The sequence below is a fragment of the Sphingomonas sp. ABOLH genome (genome assembly GCF_003951715.1).
GTDB classification, from domain to species: Bacteria; Pseudomonadota; Alphaproteobacteria; order Sphingomonadales; family Sphingomonadaceae; genus Sphingomonas; species Sphingomonas hankookensis_A.
On sequence record NZ_QQWV01000001.1, the window covers coordinates 70700 to 85178 of the forward strand.

Here is a 14479-nt window from a genome sequence, read left to right on the forward strand (position 1 = left end):
CCCCCTCCTGCTGGCACAAGGGCGGAAACGCCCGACCAACGGGCCAAGGAGAGACGATGCTCGAAGCACTCGAAGCGCTGGAGAAGCGCCGCGCGGCCGCCCGGGCCGGTGGCGGCGAGAAGCGGGTCGCGGCGCAGCACGCCAAGGGCAAGCTGACGGCGCGCGAACGGCTGGACGTGTTCCTCGACGAAGGATCATTCGAGGAACTCGACATGTATGTCGAACATAACTGCGTCGATTTCGGGATGCCGGACCAGGTCATTCCCGGCGACGGCGTGGTGACGGGATCGGGCACGGTCAACGGCCGGCTGGTCTATGTCTTCAGCCAGGACTTCACCGTGTTCGGCGGGTCGCTGTCGGAGCGCCATGCGCAGAAGATCTGCAAGATCATGGACATGGCGATGAAGGTCGGCGCGCCGGTCATCGGACTGAACGATTCGGGCGGCGCGCGGATTCAGGAGGGCGTCGCGTCGCTCGGCGGCTATGCCGAGGTGTTCCAGCGCAACGTGCTGGCGTCGGGCGTGGTGCCGCAGCTGTCGCTCATCATGGGGCCGTGCGCGGGCGGCGCGGTCTATTCGCCCGCCATGACCGACTTCATCTTCATGGTGAAGGATTCGAGCTACATGTTCGTGACCGGGCCGGATGTGGTCAAGACGGTGACGAACGAGGTGGTGACGCAGGAAGAGCTGGGCGGCGCGATCACCCACACGACCAAGTCGTCGGTCGCCGACTGCGCGTTCGAGAATGATATCGAGGCGTTGCTGGCGGCGCGCGACTTCGTCGATTTCCTGCCGGTGAACAACCGCAGCGGCGTACCGGAACGGCCGAGCGACGATCCGTGGGACCGGATCGAACCCAGCCTCGACACGCTGATCCCGCCGAGCGCCAACCAGCCCTATGACATGCACGAGCTGATCGTGCGGACGCTGGACGATGGCGAGTTCTTCGAACTGCAGCCCGCCCATGCCGGCAACATCATCATCGGCTTCGGCCGGATCGAAGGGCGCACGGTCGGCGTGGTCGCCAACCAGCCGATGGTGCTGGCCGGGTGCCTCGACATCAATTCGTCGAAGAAGGCGGCGCGGTTCGTGCGCTTCTGCGACGCGTTCGAGATCCCGATCGTGACCTTCGTCGACGTGCCTGGGTTCCTGCCCGGGGTCGGCCAAGAGCATTCGGGGATCATCAAGCATGGCGCGAAGCTGCTGTTCGCCTATGCCGAGGCGACGGTGCCCAAGATCACGGTGATCACCCGCAAGGCCTATGGCGGGGCCTATGATGTGATGGCGTCGAAGCATCTGCGTGGTGACCTGAACTATGCGTGGCCGACCGCCGAGATCGCGGTGATGGGTGCGAAGGGCGCGGTGGAGATCATCTTCCGGTCGAAGGACCCGGCCGAGGTCGCGGCGCGGACGGCCGAATATGAGGCGCGCTTCGCCAACCCGTTCGTCGCGGCGAGCAAGGGGTTCATCGACGAGGTGATCCTGCCGCATTCGACCCGACGCCGGGTGGCGCTGGGGCTGCGCAAGCTGCGGAACAAGAAGCTCGAGAACCCGTGGAAGAAGCATGACAATATTCCGCTATGAGCTCCTCCCCGGCACGGGGAGGGGGACCACCGAAGCTGGTGGAGGGGGCGAGCCCCGCAATGCATCCGTGGTGGAGCAGGACGCCCCCCTCCACCATCCTGCGGATGGTCCCCCTCCCCGTGCAGGGGAGGATTGGTTGTGACCCTCGGTCGGTTGAACCATGTCGGTGTCGCAACGCCGTCCATCGCCGTGTCGATTGCGATGTATCGCGACCTGCTGGGCGCCGAGGCGATCGGGGAGCCGTTCGACCTGCCCGCGCAGGGGGTGAAGGTGTGCTTCATCGATGCGCCCAATATGCAGATCGAGCTGATCGAGCCGTATGACGATGCCTCTCCGATCGCCGGGTTTTTGGCAAAGAACCCGGCGGGGGGGCAGCATCATCTGTGCTTCGAGGTGGCGGATATCGATGCCGCCGTCGCCGAGCTGACCGCGAAGGGCGCGCGGGTCTTGGGGAAGCCACGGATCGGAGCGCATGGGACGCCGATCGTGTTCGTCCATCCGCGCGACATGGGCGGGGTGCTCATCGAGTTGATGGAGACGCACAAGCATTGAGCGGGTCGCGGACCGGTTCGATGGAGCCGAAGCCTCCCCACACAATGGATTCCGGCCTTCGCCGGCGTGACGATAGCGGCGCCCGCCCCCTCGACACTAGCGCCGCTATCTGGTTGAACGCCGGCCATGAATACGCCTGTCCGTAAAGCGCCCGGTGGCCCCTCCCCTGTCCGGGCGGAATGGGGCCGCTCGGTCGAGGCGACGCTTTCGGCCGTGCCAGGTATCCGCCGGGCCAAGACCGATGCGGCGGTCGTCTTCGCGCTCACCGACTTCCTGTCGGAGGACGAGTGCGACATGCTGATGGCGACGATCGATGCGGGTCGTCGCAAATCGACGCTGCTGACCGCGACCAACGATCCCAATTTCCGCACCAGCGACAGCTGCGACCTCGACCGGTGGCACCCGCTGCTTCAGCCGATCGACGAGAAGATCGCGCACCTGCTCGGCATCCCGCCGGAGCATGGCGAGACGATGCAGGGCCAGCGATACGCGCCGGGCCAGCAGTTCCGGGCGCATAACGACTATTTCAACGAGAATGAGCCGTACTGGGCTTCGATGGCGGTACAGGGCGGGCAGCGGACCTGGACGGCGATGGTCTATCTGAACGAGGTCGAACAGGGCGGCGCGACATGGTTCCCGCAGGCCGGCGTCCGGTTCAATCCGCGGCCGGGGATGCTGGTCGCGTGGAACAACATGAACGCCGATGGAAGCCCGAACCTCGCCACGCTGCATGAGGGCATGGCGGTGGTCGAGGGCACCAAGTACATCATCACGAAATGGTTTCGCGAGGGGCCCTGGACCCCGACGATCGAGCCTTGAGGGCGGCCAAAGTTCACTAAGTTCACACTCGCCACGGTTTTGTGGCGCTCCATTATCTCCCCGCGCATGACGTCACCCCGGACTTGATCCGGGGTCCCGCTTTCTCACGATCGGTGGAGGAGAAGCGGGACCCCGGGTCGAGCCTGGGGTGACGATTTTGGCGGATCGGGTGGCTGTAGGAAAGCCGAAAGCAGGCGGCGGACAGCCCACCGCCTTGCCCCTTACCCCTTCTTCCGCGCGCGCTTGGGAGCGGCGGCGGCTTCGGTGTCTTCTTCCTCGTCCGGCGTTTCCTCGCCCGCTTCGCTCAAGGCTTCGCCCAGCGCGCGCAGCTTGTCCTGCTGCTTGTCCGATTTCTCGGCGATCTTCGTGGTGGCGGCGCCAAGGCGGTGGAGCAGGTCGTGGATGCGGTCGCTGTCGGGGTTATCCTTTTCCAGCTGTTTGCGCAGCGATGCGAGGTCGCGCAGGATGCCCTTGGCGCCCGGCACGTCGGTGTCGGCCAGCGCGGCTTCCCAATCCTCGATCATCGTCGCGCCCTTGGCGGGCTTGGTCTCGTCCAGTCCGCGATTGATCGCGTTCATCGTTCCGGCGAATTTTACGGCCATGTGAAGGCTCCTCGAACGGCAGCTGCACGCGCAGCCGCCGGACAACGAGCGAGCGCGGATCGGGGCCCGACGGAATCCAACTATTTGTTTTTGCTGGGGTTCGGAACCTTGGTCGAACGGTGCCGTAGTGGGCGGTGCACCACGACGTCACCCCAGCGCAGGCTGGGGTCTCCTGCGGCTCCTGCTGTGTGCTGTTACCGGAAGACCCCAGCCTGCGCTGGGGTGACGTATGATTTCAGCGACGGCGAACCGCGGTCAATCGACGCGGATGCGGGTGCCGCTGTCGAAGCCTTCCGTCATCAGCCGCACGATCGCGTCGGCAACCCGTTCGGGCGGCTTGACCGATTGCGGGTCTTCACCGGGATAGGCCCGCTCGCGCATCTTCGTCCGGGTGGCGCCGGGATCGACGATGGCGGTGCGGACCGGCGAGATGTTCGCCATCTCCAGCCCATAGCTGGCGATGATGTTGTCGAACGCGGCCTTCGACGCGCCGTACATGCCCCAATAGGCGCGCGGGGCGGCACCGACCGAGGAGGTGACGCCGACCACCCGCCCTGCCCGTGCCAGACGCAGCATCGGCGAGAAGGCGGCGATCAGTGCGGCGTTGGCGGTGACGTTCAGCGCCATCACCTTGTCGAATTCCTTCAGGTCGAACGACGGCACCGGCCCCAGCGTACCGAGCGCGCCGGCGTTGAGCACCAGCATGTCGAGCGCGCGCCAGCGGTCGGCGATCGCCGACACCAGCTGCGGGATGGCGGTCAGGTCGTAGAGGTCGATCGGCGCGATGGTGGCCGAGCCACCCGCGGCATAGATCGCGTCCTCGACCTCCTCCAGCCCGCCGGTCGTGCGCGCGGTGAGGATGATGTGCGCACCCTGCGCCGCGAGCGCGATGGCGGTGGCGGCACCGATCCCGCGGCTGGCGCCGGTGACGAGCGCCAGCTGCCCCTTCAACCGGTCGCTCATCCGACGCGTTCGGCCAGCACCGCCAGCTGATCGACCGAGCTGGTTTCGTCCTGATCGGTCAGCGGCGTCGGATAATCGCCGGTAAAGCAGGCATCGCAATATTTCGGACGGACCGAGGTGCGGTTGGCTTCGCCGAGCGCACGATAGAGACCGTCGATCGAGATGAAGGCGAGGCTGTCGGCCTGGATATAGTCGGTCATGCCGCCCAGATCGAGCTTGGCCGCGAGCAGCTTCGCCCGTTCGGGGGTGTCGACGCCGTAGAAGCACGAATGGCGCGTCGGCGGCGAAGCGATGCGCATATGGACCTCCGCCGCACCGGCATCGCGCATCATCTGCACGATCTTAAGGCTGGTGGTGCCGCGCACGATCGAATCGTCGACCAGCACGATGCGCTTGCCCTCGATCAGCTTGCGGTTGGCATTGTGCTTCAGCTTGACGCCCAGATGACGGACCTTGTCGCCGGGCTGGATGAAGGTGCGGCCGACATAGTGCGAGCGGATGATGCCCAGTTCGAACGGAATGCCCGACGCCTGCGCATAGCCGATCGCTGCGGGCACGCCCGAATCGGGCACCGGGATGACCAGATCGGCTTCGACCGGGTTTTCCTGCGCCAGTTCGGCACCGATCGCCTTGCGCACCGAATAGACCGAGCGGTCTTCGCTGATCGAATCGGGGCGTGAGAAATAAACCCATTCGAAGATGCAGGGACGCGGGGACAGCGGCGCGAACGGGCGGATCGAGCGGAGCTCGCCGTTCGACACGATGACCAGTTCGCCCGGTTCGACTTCGCGGACGAACTCGGCACCGACGACGTCGAGCGCGACGGTTTCGGAGGCGAAGATATACGCGTCGCCCAGCTTGCCCATCACCAGCGGACGGATGCCCAGCGGATCGCGGCAGGCGATCATGCCCTCTGGCGTCATGCAGATCAGCGAATAGGCGCCTTCGACCTGCTTCAATGCATCGATGAACCGGTCGAGCAGCGTCCGGTAGTTGGACGTCGCGACGAGGTGGATGATGACTTCGGTGTCGCTGGTCGACTGAAAGATCGATCCGGTGCGGACCAGATCCTTGCGCAGCCGCATGGCGTTGGAAAGATTGCCGTTATGCGCCACTGCGAACCCGCCCGACGCCAGTTCGGCATAGAGCGGCTGGATGTTGCGGTTCGACGTCTCACCGGTGGTCGAATAGCGGACATGGCCGCAGGCGGTGGCGCCGGGAAGCGATTCGATCACCTCAGGCCGGTCGAAATTGCCCGCGACATGGCCCTGCGCCCGCTGGGTATGGAACATCGCCCCATCCCAGCTGCAGATGCCGGCCGCTTCCTGCCCGCGATGCTGGAGCGCGTGGAGGCCGAGGGCCACGAGCGCCGCAGCGCCGTCCGCGCCGGATACACCGAAGATGCCGCACTCTTCGCGCAGCTTGTCGTCGTCGAAAGGTTGGGTGGTGAACATAGGCCCTTCCGGGGATAAGCGTGTCACACGGCCGCCATATAGGTAGGCTGAATCGATTTGTCGCCCTTTGATCGTCGATTGCGGCGGAACCATGATCGGCGATAGGGGTTGCGGATGATTCCGCGCGATACCGGCCTGACCCTGAACCCCAAATACGACGCCGACGGGCTGCTGACCGCGGTGTGCGTCGATGCCGATAGCGGCGCGCCGTTAATGGTGGCGCATATGAACGCGGATGCGTTGCGGCTGACGATCGAAACGGGCGAGGCGACCTTCTGGTCGCGGAGCCGGCAGGCGATCTGGAAGAAGGGCGAGACGTCGGGCAACGTGCTGCGCGTCGTCGAGCTGCGGATCGATTGCGATCAGGACGCCTTGTGGGTTCGCTGCATCCCCACCGGGCCGGCGTGTCATACGGGCGCGGACAGCTGTTTCTTTCGCCGGATCGAGGGCGATCGGCTGGTGCCGGTGGCATGAGGTTGCTGGCGGCGGCCCTGCTGGTGCTGGCGGGCTGTTCGCAGGAAGCGACGCCTTCGTCCGAGCCGGAAGGAGCGACGCTGGAGCAGGCGGCGATCGCGCGGGGTGTGGTGCGCGATCCGGCCACCGCGCAGCCGGTCGGGCTGTATGCGCGCGAGGGCGACCGGCTGTGCATCACGACCGGTCGGATCGGAACGTTCGTCGATTATGGCGAAGGGATCGGATGCAGCGCGCACGGGACCTATTCGCGGGACGGCGAGCGGATGCGGGTCGATTTCGGCAAGGGCTGCGCGTTCGATGCCGCGTTTTATGGCGATGGCGTGCGGTTTCCCGGATCGCTGCCGGCGGGGTGCGAGGCGGCGTGCCGGGGGCGGGCGTCGCTGTCGGGGTTGCAGTTCGACCGGTTGAGCGAGAGCGGGTCGGAAGCGGCGGCGCTGCGCGATCCGGCCGGGCGGGGGTTGTGCGGGTAGCTTACACGGACGTGCCGCACCCCCGCGCAGGCGGGGGTCCAGGGCGAGCCGAGCTGCCGTTGCGATGCTGGCTCTGGATCCCCGCCTGCGCGGGGATACGGTGGTGGCCGGTCAAATTCCCCGCGCCGCCGCCAGCGCCCTTTCGCGCGCCTCCCGGTGCTCGATGATCTTTTCCGGATACGCCTTCGGCCGACACCCCGCCGCATCGGGATCGTGGATCGCCTCGTCCGGCAGTTTCGCCAGTTCGGGCACCCAGCGGCGGATATAGTCGGCGGCGTCGAATTTTTCCGACTGGGTGAGTGGGGCCATGATCCGCCCGAACATGTTCGAATCGACGCCGGTGCCGGCGACCCATTGCCAGTTGACCGCATTGTTGCCGAGATCGGCGTCGACCAGGCAGTCCCAATACCAGCGTTCGCCCTCGCGCCAGTCGATCAGCAGATGCTTGATGAGGAACGATGCGGCGATCATCCGCACGCGATTGTGCATCCAGCCGATCTGCCACAGCTGGCGCATGCCGGCATCGACGATCGGATAGCCGGTGCGGCCCTGCTGCCACGCCTTCAGATCGCGCTTCGCCGCCGCGTCGCTCCGCCATTTCAATTTGTCGTAGCGCGGGCGGCCATTGGCGTCGGCATAGTCGGGCATCGACAGGATGACGCCGCTGGCGAAATCGCGCCATGCCAGTTCCTTGCGATAGGTCGTCAGGCTGTCGCCCTGCCCGTCCAGCGCCGCCCAGATTTGCCGCGGGGAGAGTTCGCCATGGTGGAGATGCGGCGACAGGTTCGAACTGCCGTCGACCGAGGGCAGGTTGCGGGCGGTGTCGTAATCGTCGAGGCGGGCGGCGAAGGATTTCAGCGCCTTGTGCGCGCCATCCTCGCCCGGTTGCCACGATGTGCCGAACGCGGTCGCCCAGTCGGGCTTGGTCGGGAGCAGCTTCCAGTCGGCGAGCTTGTCGGATTTCGGCCATTGGGACGGCGACGGAATCGTGCGCGGCATCGGCACCGGGTCCTCGGGCGGCAGCATCTGGTTCAGCGCCTTCCAAAAGGACGAATAGATTTTGAACATCCCTCCCGATCCGGTGCGGACACTTTCGGGCGGGCGTAGGTGATTGCCATCGTGCAGGGAGAGCGTATCGCCGAGTGCCTCCTGCGCCTTTACCCACCAGGGTTCGTAATGGCGCACGGCATGGATGCGGGTCGCGCCGGTTCCCTTCATCAGCTTGCGCAGTTCGGCGACCGCTTCGCCCCGGCGCAGGATCAGGCGCGAGTCCTTTGCCCGCAGCGAGTCGTCGAACGCGACGAGGCTGTGATGCAGCCACCAGCGCTGCGCGCCGCCGATCGCCCAGTCGCCAGGCGAGGTGTCGTCGAGGATATAGACCGGGATCACCGCCCCATCGTCGATCGCGGCGAGAAGCGCGGGCTGGTCGCGCAGGCGGAGGTCCTGGCGGAGCCAGAGTAGGACGGGATCGCTCATCGCGTGACGTTACGCCTACGCGACAATCCCGGTTCCCTGTGCCAGCGCGACGATCGACGCGACATGGCGGCGCGATACCTCCAGCAGGTCGCCATAGCCGCCGCCCAGCGCACTGGCGATCGGCAGGCCACGGGTACGGGCCAGCTGGCCGACCCAGCGGTCGCGCTCGTCGAGGCCATTCTGCGTCAGGGACAAACGGCCGAGGCGGTCGTCGGCGAAGGGGTCGACCCCGGCCTGATAGAGGATCAGCGACGGCGCAAAACTGTCGATCAGCGGCACGAGCGTCGCCTCCAGCGTCGTCAGATATTCGTCGTCACCGACTCCGTCGGCCAACGGCACGTCGAGCGTCGACACCGCCTTTCGTGCCGGAAAATTCTTGTCGGCATGGATCGAATAGGTGGCGAGGTTCGGGCGTCCGGCGAGCAGCGAGGCGGTGCCGTCGCCCTGGTGAACGTCGACATCGACCACCAGCACCCGCTCGCACGTGCCTTCCTCGACCAGCCGGTGTGCGGCGATGGCGAGGTCGTTGAACACGCAATAGCCGGCGCCGGTATCGGCCAGCGCATGGTGGCTGCCCCCGGCGGTGTTGGCGGCATAGCCCCGTTCCATCGCGACGCGGGCGGCGGCATAGGTGCCGCCGGGTACCGCCTGCGCGCGCAATGCCATGGGCGGGGTGACGGCGAAGCCGATGCGGCGTTCCTTGTGCGGAGGTACGCGCGCCTCGATCACTTCGGCGACATAGACGTCGTCATGGACCGCTTCGATCCACGCGCGGGGCATCGGATCGCAGCCGTGCCAGTCGATTGCCGACCCCATTTCGAGCAGGAGGTCGCGGACGAGGCCGTTCTTGCCCCAGCGATAGCGGCTGCCCGGCGGGCTTTCGGCGACATAATTGGGATGGTGGATGACGGGGATCACTTTGCGGAGATAAGATGCCGATGCGCCTCGCAAAAGCCATTGGCCCGCGATAGGAAGCGGCGATGGACAAGACCGCCCTCCCCTATCGCCCCTGTGCCGGCGTCATGCTGTTGAACCGCGACGGACAGGTGTTCGTCGGCCAGCGGCTCGATTCGACGCTGGAGGCGTGGCAGATGCCGCAGGGCGGGATCGACGATGGCGAGGCGCCGATTGACGCCGCGATCCGCGAGCTGCGCGAGGAAACCGGCATCGGGGCGGACAAGGTGCGGCTGATCGCGGAAGGGCCGGAAGAGCTGTTCTACGACCTGCCCGACGACATGATCGGCAAGATTTGGAAGGGGAAATGGCGCGGGCAGCGGCAGCGCTGGTTCCTGTTCGCGTTCGAGGGGGCGGACGACGATATCGACATCCGCACGCCTGAACCGGAATTCCGCGCGTGGCGCTGGGCCGATCCGGCCGATCTGCCGACGATGATCGTGCCGTTCAAGAAGGCGCTGTACGAACAGGTACTGGCGGGGTTCGCGGAGCATCTGCATCGGTGAACCGACCCGGTACCGCGATGAATCGTTCAGGCGATATGCATTCGATCGGCTATAGCGGGCGGTGATGCCGAACCCCGCGCTCCTCCTGCCCCTGGGCCTGTATTTCGCGGAACCCCCGCCCGAGCCGGACCTGCCGATCGAAATCCGCACGATGCTGGAAGAGGCGATGGCGTCGGGCAATGACAACGACGTCGCGACGATCGTGCGCTATGCCCGCAAGGCCGCGCCGAAACATTCGCAGAAGATCGCCGAACTGGCGTCGCATTACACGTTCGAGCGGACCGAGAAGACCGAAAAGCGACTGCGCACCGCGTCGTTCGGCGCGCTGGTGAAGGGCCGGGCCGAGGTCGGCGGGTGGATCAACAGCGGCAATTCGGACAGCCTGGGCGTCACCGCCGTGCTCGACCTGTCGCGCGAGGGCTATCGCTGGCGCCACAAGCTGAAATTGCAGGCGGATTATCAGGAAAACAACAGCATCCCGACGCGCGAACATTATCTCGCGGCGTTCGAACCCAACTACAAGGTCGACGACCGGCTCTATATCTATGGCGCCGCACAATATGAATCGGACAAGTTCTTCGGCTATTACGACCGTTATTCGGCATCGAGCGGGGCGGGCTATACCGTCGTCGCCAAGGGGCCGGTGACGCTCGACCTCGAACTGGGTCCGGCGTTTCGTTATACTTCGTTCACCACCGGCCTGGCCGAACGGAACCTTGCCGCGCGCGGGTCGGTCGATTTCGACTGGCGGATGACGCCAGCGCTGACGCTCAGGCAGGATACATCGGCCTATTTGCAGGACGCCAACAGCACGGTCACCAGCCTGACCGCGGTCGACGCCAAGCTGCTGGGACCGCTGTCGGCGCGGCTGTCGTACAATATCCAGTTCGAAAGCCGGCCACCGGTCGGGCGGGTGAATACGGATACGACCGGGCGGGCGTCGCTGGTGTACGCGTTCTAGGGTCTGGCTCGGATCTACCGTTTTCGTCACCCGGACTTGATCCGAGTGACGGCTTTTCCTCGCGGACGAAGGAAGAAGAAGCGGGCCCCCGGGTCAAGCCCGGGGTGACGTGGTGCGGCTTGACTGATGGACCACCACAAGCGGTTCCGTTTGATACGATATCACTCTACAACGTCCCGATGGACAGGATGACGATGGACGAACGCCGGTCGATCGAGGCGATCGATCAGGCGGAGATGCTGCGCCAGGTCGAACGATGGGTTGCCGTGAACAGCGGGACGCGCAACGTTCCGGGGTTGAACACCGTCGGGGCGATGCTGGCGGACGGTTTTGCCGCGCTGCCCGGCGCAATCACGCTGGTCGACCCCGATCCCGTGGAGACGGTCGATGCCGATGGCACCGTCCGCGCAATCGAGCATGGCCGACATCTTCTGGTCAGCGTGCGGCCCGAGGCGCCGGTGCGGATGCTGTTCACCGGCCACATGGACACGGTGTACGGTGAAACCCACGCCTTTCAGGCGATGCGCTATACCGACCCGAACACCCTGAACGGGCCGGGCGCGGCGGACATGAAGGGCGGGCTGTCGGTGATGCTGGCGGCGCTGAAGGCCGTCGAAGCCGCCGGGATCGGCGACCGGTTCGGCTATGACGTGATGATCAATTCGGACGAGGAAACCGGGTCGTTTTCCTCCGCGCGGCTGATCGAGCGGGTGGCGAAGGGCAAGGTCGCGGCCTTCACCTATGAACCCGCCCTGCCCGACGGCACGCTGGCCGGCGCGCGCGGGGGAACCGGCAATTTCTCGATTGTCGTCACCGGGCGCAGCGCGCATGCCGGGCGCAATCCGGAGGACGGGCGCAACGCCATCGTCGCCGCCGCCGACATCGCGCTCCGGTTGAACGCGGTGCGTGGGCCGCGATTGGCCGTCAATCCGGCAAAGATCGATGGCGGCGGGCCGAACAATGTCGTTCCCGACCATGCCGTGCTCCGCGTCAATTTCCGGCCGCACGGGTTGGACGAGATCGAACGCGCCCGGTCGCAGATCGACGCGGCGGTGGCGATGGTCGCCGCGCAGCACGACGTGACGATCGCGGTGCACGGCAGCTTCAACCGCCCGCCCAAGCCGATCGATGCGGGTGCGGCGAAGCTGTTCGCGCTGGTGCAGGCGGCCGGCGCCGACCTGTCGATCCCGATCGCGTGGCGCGACACCGGCGGGGTATGCGATGGCAACAACATTGCCGCCGCCGGGGTGCCGGTGATCGACACGATGGGCGTGCGCGGCGGCGCGATCCATTCGGCAGAGGAATTTATGATCGTCGACAGCCTGGCCGAACGCGCCCGCCTGTCGGCGCTGGCGATAGCCCGAATAGTGGCACAGGGGGGATTGTGACGTTTCGAATCCGTGCGGCGCGCGAAAGCGACCTGAAATATCTCTACGAAATGGCGAAGCTGACCGGCGGCGGCTTCACCAACCTGCCCCCCGACCGCAATGCTCTGATGACCCGACTGGAACGCAGCGCCGTCGCGTTCAGCCATGAAGAGGACGCCCCGCGCGACGAGGTGTTCGTGCTGGTGCTGGAGAATATCGACACCGGCGAGGTGCGCGGCACCTGCCAAGTGTTCACCAAGGTCGGGCAGCGCTGGCCCTTCTATTCGTACCGCGTCGCGACGCTGACCAAGCATAGCGAGGCGCTGGGCCGCACCTTCCGCGCGGACATCCTGAACCTCGTCAACGATCTGGAAGGGTCGAGCGAGGTCGGCGGGCTGTTCCTGCATCCGGGCGAGCGGGCCGGCGGGCTGGGGCTGCTGCTCGCCCGGTCGCGCTATCTGTTCATCGCGCGGCATCGCGGGCGCTTTGCCGACCGGGTGCTGGCGGAGCTGCGCGGGATCATCGACGAAGCGGGCGGATCGCCCTTCTGGGACGGGGTTGCCGGGCGCTTCTTCGGCATGACGTTCCAGGACGCCGACCAGTTCAATGCGATCCATGGCAACCAGTTCATCGCCGACCTGATGCCGCGCCACCCGGTCTATATCGCGATGCTGCCCGAAGCGGCGCGCGGGGTCATCGGCCTGCCCCATCCGACCGGTCGCGCGGCGATGCGGATGCTGGAGAATGAAGGCTTTGCCTATGAGAATTATGTCGACATCTTCGATGGCGGGCCGACCATGACCGCGCGGACCGACCAGATCGCGACGATCCGCGACCGGCGCGAGCGGCAGGTGGTGGCGATCGGCGAAGGCGGCACCCCGTCGCTGCTGTCGACCGGGCGCCTTTCCGATTTCCGCGCGTGCATGGGCGATGCGACGGTGCGCGACGACGGGATCGTGATCGATGCCGAAGCCGCCCGCGCGCTGAACGTCGCGGTCGGCGACACGGTATCGCAGGTGGCGCGATGAGCGTGCGCGAGATCAATTTCGACGGGATCATCGGTCCCAGCCACAATTATGCCGGGCTGAGCCATGGCAATCTGGCGGCGACGCGCAATGCGGGCGAGACGTCGCGGCCGCGCGCGGCGGCGTTGCAGGGGATCGCCAAGATGCGCGCGAACCTTGCGCTCGGGCTGACGCAGGGCATTTTGTTACCGCATCCGCGCCCGGACCATGGCTGGCTGGCGAAACTCGCGACGGACTATGCCGGTGCCCCGCCGCATCTCCGGGCACAGGCGCTGTCGGCGTCGGCAATGTGGGCGGCCAATGCGGCGACGGTTTCGCCGGCCAACGATTGCGGTGACGGGCGCTGCCACCTGACCGTCGCCAATCTGGTGACGATGCCGCATCGCAGCCATGAATGGCCGCAGACGTTGGCCCAGTTGCGGATCGCCTTTGCCGATCCGGCCTTTGCCGTGCACGGTCCGGTGCCCGCCCCGTTCGGCGACGAGGGCGCGGCGAACCATATGCGGTTGTGCGAAACCCATGGTGCACAGGGAGTCGAGGTGTTCGTCTATGGCGTGAGCGGCGGCCCCTTTCCCGCGCGTCAGCATCGCGAGGCGTCGGAAGCGATTGCGCGCGCCCACGGCCTCGATCCGGCACGGACGCTGTTGGCGCGGCAGTCCGACGCGGCGATCGCGGCGGGCGCATTCCATAACGACGTCGTCGCGGTGGCGAACGAGCGGGTGCTGTTCGCGCATGAACAGGCGTTCGAGGACCGCGATCGCTTCTTCGCCGACCTGCGTGCGGCAATGCCATCGGTCGAGATCATCGAGGTTCCGGCCGACCGGGTCAGCCTTGCCGACGCGATCACCTCCTACCTGTTCAATGCGCAGTTGGTGACCCTGCCCGATGGCGGCGGCATGGTGCTGATCCTGCCGAGCGAAGCGCGCGACAATGAACGGGTGTGGACGTGGTTGCAGGAAATGGTCGCCGGCAACGGACCGATCCGCCGGCTGGAGGTTGTCGATGTCCGCGAATCGATGGCCAATGGCGGCGGCCCGGCCTGCCTGCGGCTGCGGGTCGTGGCCGATCCGGCGACGGTCGATCCCCGGTTCCTGGTGGATGACGCGAAGCTCGACCGGATCGCGGCGGTGGTCGAGGCGCATTGGCCGGAACGGATCGCACCTGCCGATATCGGCGATCCCGCGCTGATCGAAGCGATCGAGGCGGCGCACCGCGCGCTACTGGAATCGCTCGACCTTGTCGGGTTAATTGACAATTAACCATCAGTCGGGCG

Annotated in this window: 15 protein-coding genes; 10 read left to right on the top strand and 5 right to left on the bottom strand. The window is 66.3% G+C overall.

What is annotated here, in order from left to right:
* Positions 1–56: 56 nt before the first annotated feature.
* The 3 genes from CA237_RS00370 (at position 57) to CA237_RS00380 (ending at position 2954) form a co-directional block, all read left to right on the top strand.
* Positions 57–1583 carry an acyl-CoA carboxylase subunit beta gene (locus CA237_RS00370; protein WP_066687199.1) on the top strand — a complete coding sequence of 509 codons (1527 nt, stop codon included), beginning with the start codon at positions 57–59 and terminating at the stop codon, positions 1581–1583.
* Positions 1584–1721: 138 nt separating this feature from the next.
* Positions 1722–2135 (top strand): methylmalonyl-CoA epimerase, encoded by a 414-nt coding sequence (mce, locus tag CA237_RS00375; RefSeq protein WP_066687197.1) that lies wholly within the window; start codon positions 1722–1724, stop codon positions 2133–2135.
* Between the two features lie 126 nt (positions 2136–2261).
* Positions 2262–2954: a 2OG-Fe(II) oxygenase gene (locus CA237_RS00380; protein WP_066687195.1), complete on the top strand. Its 693-nt coding sequence runs from the start codon at positions 2262–2264 to the stop codon at positions 2952–2954.
* A gap of 221 nt (positions 2955–3175) precedes the next feature.
* Here the strand turns inward: CA237_RS00380 and CA237_RS00385 are convergent, their stop codons facing one another.
* From CA237_RS00385 to purF, 3 genes are all read right to left on the bottom strand, one after another.
* A complete protein-coding gene (locus tag CA237_RS00385; protein WP_198158468.1) occupies positions 3176–3556 on the bottom strand; it encodes a hypothetical protein in 381 nt (126 codons plus the stop codon).
* A 255-nt stretch (positions 3557–3811) separates the two neighbouring features.
* A complete protein-coding gene (locus CA237_RS00390; RefSeq protein WP_126012258.1) occupies positions 3812–4519 on the bottom strand; it encodes an SDR family NAD(P)-dependent oxidoreductase in 708 nt (235 codons plus the stop codon).
* Positions 4516–5973, bottom strand: coding sequence for an amidophosphoribosyltransferase (gene purF, locus CA237_RS00395; protein ID WP_066687191.1), 1458 nt, complete (start codon positions 5971–5973; stop codon positions 4516–4518). Before purF ends, CA237_RS00390 begins: the two co-directional genes overlap by 4 nt.
* A 114-nt stretch (positions 5974–6087) precedes the next feature.
* Between purF and hisI the strand changes: the two genes are divergently transcribed.
* Both hisI and CA237_RS00405 read left to right on the top strand, forming a co-directional pair.
* Positions 6088–6447: a phosphoribosyl-AMP cyclohydrolase gene (hisI, locus tag CA237_RS00400; RefSeq protein ID WP_066687189.1), complete on the top strand. Its 360-nt coding sequence runs from the start codon at positions 6088–6090 to the stop codon at positions 6445–6447.
* Positions 6444–6917 (top strand): hypothetical protein, encoded by a 474-nt coding sequence (locus CA237_RS00405; protein WP_084401198.1) that lies wholly within the window; start codon positions 6444–6446, stop codon positions 6915–6917. Before hisI ends, CA237_RS00405 begins: the two co-directional genes overlap by 4 nt.
* 111 nt (positions 6918–7028) lie before the next feature.
* Here CA237_RS00405 and CA237_RS19940 read toward each other — a convergent pair whose 3' ends face one another.
* Together CA237_RS19940 and CA237_RS19945 are read right to left on the bottom strand one after the other, a co-directional pair.
* Positions 7029–8393, bottom strand: coding sequence for a deoxyribodipyrimidine photo-lyase (locus CA237_RS19940; protein WP_066687185.1), 1365 nt, complete (start codon positions 8391–8393; stop codon positions 7029–7031).
* Positions 8394–8408: 15 nt separating this feature from the next.
* Entirely contained in the window at positions 8409–9311 is a 903-nt protein-coding gene (locus tag CA237_RS19945) for a histone deacetylase (protein ID WP_241215396.1), read from the bottom strand.
* 62 nt (positions 9312–9373) lie between these two features.
* Here CA237_RS19945 and CA237_RS00415 point away from each other — a divergent pair, with 62 nt between their 5' ends.
* The 5 genes from CA237_RS00415 (at position 9374) to CA237_RS00435 (ending at position 14465) form a co-directional block, all read left to right on the top strand.
* Positions 9374–9853 (top strand): RNA pyrophosphohydrolase, encoded by a 480-nt coding sequence (locus CA237_RS00415; protein WP_066687179.1) that lies wholly within the window; start codon positions 9374–9376, stop codon positions 9851–9853.
* 64 nt (positions 9854–9917) lie between these two features.
* On the top strand, positions 9918–10814 hold the full coding sequence (locus CA237_RS00420) for a DUF481 domain-containing protein (RefSeq protein WP_066687176.1): 897 nt from the start codon (positions 9918–9920) through the stop codon (positions 10812–10814).
* Between the two features lie 179 nt (positions 10815–10993).
* The gene (locus CA237_RS00425; RefSeq protein WP_066687166.1) at positions 10994–12202 is read left to right on the top strand and encodes a hydrolase; all 1209 of its coding nucleotides are present in this window, start codon (positions 10994–10996) and stop codon (positions 12200–12202) included.
* Positions 12199–13209: an arginine N-succinyltransferase gene (locus CA237_RS00430; protein ID WP_066687163.1), complete on the top strand. Its 1011-nt coding sequence runs from the start codon at positions 12199–12201 to the stop codon at positions 13207–13209. Before CA237_RS00425 ends, CA237_RS00430 begins: the two co-directional genes overlap by 4 nt.
* Positions 13206–14465, top strand: a complete 1260-nt coding sequence (locus tag CA237_RS00435; protein ID WP_066687160.1) for an N-succinylarginine dihydrolase — start codon at positions 13206–13208, stop codon at positions 14463–14465. Before CA237_RS00430 ends, CA237_RS00435 begins: the two co-directional genes overlap by 4 nt.
* Positions 14466–14479: the final 14 nt, after the last annotated feature.

Coding starts and splice junctions, on each gene's coding strand:
- CA237_RS00370 (WP_066687199.1), top strand. CDS start 57: ATGCTCGAAGCACTCGAAGCGCTGGAGAAGCGCCGCGCGGCCGCCCGG.
- CA237_RS00380 (WP_066687195.1), top strand. CDS start 2,262: ATGAATACGCCTGTCCGTAAAGCGCCCGGTGGCCCCTCCCCTGTCCGG.
- CA237_RS00385 (WP_198158468.1), bottom strand. CDS start 3,556: ATGGCCGTAAAATTCGCCGGAACGATGAACGCGATCAATCGCGGACTG.
- CA237_RS00390 (WP_126012258.1), bottom strand. CDS start 4,519: ATGAGCGACCGGTTGAAGGGGCAGCTGGCGCTCGTCACCGGCGCCAGC.
- purF (WP_066687191.1), bottom strand. CDS start 5,973: ATGTTCACCACCCAACCTTTCGACGACGACAAGCTGCGCGAAGAGTGC.
- hisI (WP_066687189.1), top strand. CDS start 6,088: ATGATTCCGCGCGATACCGGCCTGACCCTGAACCCCAAATACGACGCC.
- CA237_RS00405 (WP_084401198.1), top strand. CDS start 6,444: ATGAGGTTGCTGGCGGCGGCCCTGCTGGTGCTGGCGGGCTGTTCGCAG.
- CA237_RS19940 (WP_066687185.1), bottom strand. CDS start 8,393: ATGAGCGATCCCGTCCTACTCTGGCTCCGCCAGGACCTCCGCCTGCGC.
- CA237_RS00415 (WP_066687179.1), top strand. CDS start 9,374: ATGGACAAGACCGCCCTCCCCTATCGCCCCTGTGCCGGCGTCATGCTG.
- CA237_RS00420 (WP_066687176.1), top strand. CDS start 9,918: ATGCCGAACCCCGCGCTCCTCCTGCCCCTGGGCCTGTATTTCGCGGAA.
- CA237_RS00425 (WP_066687166.1), top strand. CDS start 10,994: ATGGACAGGATGACGATGGACGAACGCCGGTCGATCGAGGCGATCGAT.
- CA237_RS00435 (WP_066687160.1), top strand. CDS start 13,206: ATGAGCGTGCGCGAGATCAATTTCGACGGGATCATCGGTCCCAGCCAC.